Source organism: Nocardioides sp. (genome assembly GCF_034670285.1).
GTDB lineage: Bacteria > Actinomycetota > Actinomycetes > Propionibacteriales > Nocardioidaceae > Nocardioides.
In genome coordinates this window covers 1-1,602 of the sequence record NZ_JAXMNS010000581.1, presented here as the reverse complement: position 1 = coordinate 1,602, position 1,602 = coordinate 1, and the positions used below count along the sequence as shown (strand labels likewise).

The window sequence follows — 1,602 nt, the reverse complement described above, 5'->3', positions numbered from 1 at the left end:
GAACGATCTCCTGGAGACAGTCCAGGTCGCGCGCGGTCTCCAGCTCGCGGCTCTGGCTGCGACCGAGGAACCCGTCCTCGAGCACCACGATCGGCGCGGCCGTGCGCTCGACGAGGTCGGCGACCTCGGAGCCGGTGTAGCGGGAGTTCGCGGGCACCAGCACGCCGCCGGCGTAGGTGACGGCGAGCGCAGCGACGACCCAGTCGATGCTGTTGGGGGCCCAGAGCACGACACGATCGCCCACACCGAGCCCGTGGGCGACGTAGCCGCGGGCGACCGCGCGCACCTCGTCGTACAGCTCGGCGAAGGTGACGCGCCGCTCGCCCTCGACGTACGCCGCGTCGTCGCCGAACCGGGTCGCGGCGGTCCGCAGCACGCCGGGGATCGTGTCGCCGGGGATCGTGTTCTCGTTCACAGCCGTCCTTCACCTAACCAAGCAAGTGCTTGGTAGGGTAGCACTCGTGGACCTTCGCTACTCCGACGCCGACCGAGCCTTCCGGGCCGAGATCCGGGACTGGCTCGACGACCAGCTCTCCGGTGAGTGGGGAGCCTTGCGCGGACTCGGCGGCCCGGGCCGCGACCACGAGGCGATCGACGAGCGACTGGCCTGGAACCGTCACCTCGCCGCGCACGGCTGGACCTGCGTCGGATGGCCCGTCGAGCACGGCGGACGCGGACTGAGCCTGTGGCAGCAGGTGATCTTCCACGAGGAGTACGCCCGCTCCAACGCTCCGGCGAGGGTCAACCACCTCGGTGAGGAGCTGCTGGGGCCGACCCTGATCGCGTTCGGCACGCCCGAGCAGCAGCAGCGCTTCCTACCCCCCATCGTCGCGGTCGAACAGCTGTGGGCGCAGGGCTACTCCGAGCCCGGCGCAGGCTCCGACCTGGCCAACGTGCAGACCAAGGCCCGGCTCGAGGACGCCACGGACGGGTCGAGCGGCGACGGCGCGCAGGAGTGGGTGATCGACGGTCAGAAGGTCTGGACCTCCAACGCCCACTTCTCCCAGTGGCTCTTCGTGCTGGCCCGCACCGAACCCGGGTCGCAGCGCCATCAAGGACTCTCCTTCCTCCTCGTGCCCATCGACCAGGACGGCGTCGAGGTCCGCCCGATCGAGCAGCTCACCGGAGGCTCGGAGTTCAACGAGGTGTTCCTCACCGGCGCCCGCACGAGCGCTGACCTGGTGGTCGGCGAGCCCGGAAAGGGCTGGGGGGTCGCGATGGGGCTCCTAGGACTCGAGCGCGGCGTCAGCACCCTGGCCCAGACCGTCGACTACTCCCGCGAGCTCGCCGGCGTCATCGCCCTGGCCAAGGACAACGGCCGGATCGACGACCCGGTGCTCCGTGACCGCCTCGCCGGGCTCAAGGCCGAGCTCGAGGTGATCCGCGCCAACGCGCTGCGGGGTCTCTCCGAGGTCGCGACCGGCGACGACTCCTCCGCCGGCGGTGGAGCCGGCTCGATCTTCAAGCTGGTGTGGCCCAACTGGCACCGCCGCCTCGGGGAGGTGGCCATGCAGGTCGCCGGCCCGAGCGGCCTGCTCACCGCCGGGCCGGGCTACGAGCTCGACGAGTGGCAACGACTCTTCCTCTTCTCGCGCGCCGACA

2 protein-coding genes are annotated in these 1,602 nt (G+C 71.0%); one reads left to right on the top strand and one right to left on the bottom strand.

The window, feature by feature from the left end:
* Positions 1-415 (bottom strand): AMP-binding protein (locus VOI19_RS19265; protein WP_323794540.1); only part of this gene is annotated, 415 nt, incomplete at its 3' end.
* Positions 416-461: 46 nt separating this feature from the next.
* Between VOI19_RS19265 and VOI19_RS19260 the strand changes: the two genes are divergently transcribed.
* Positions 462-1,602: acyl-CoA dehydrogenase family protein (locus tag VOI19_RS19260; RefSeq protein ID WP_323794539.1), on the top strand; the 1,141-nt coding region annotated here is incomplete at its 3' end.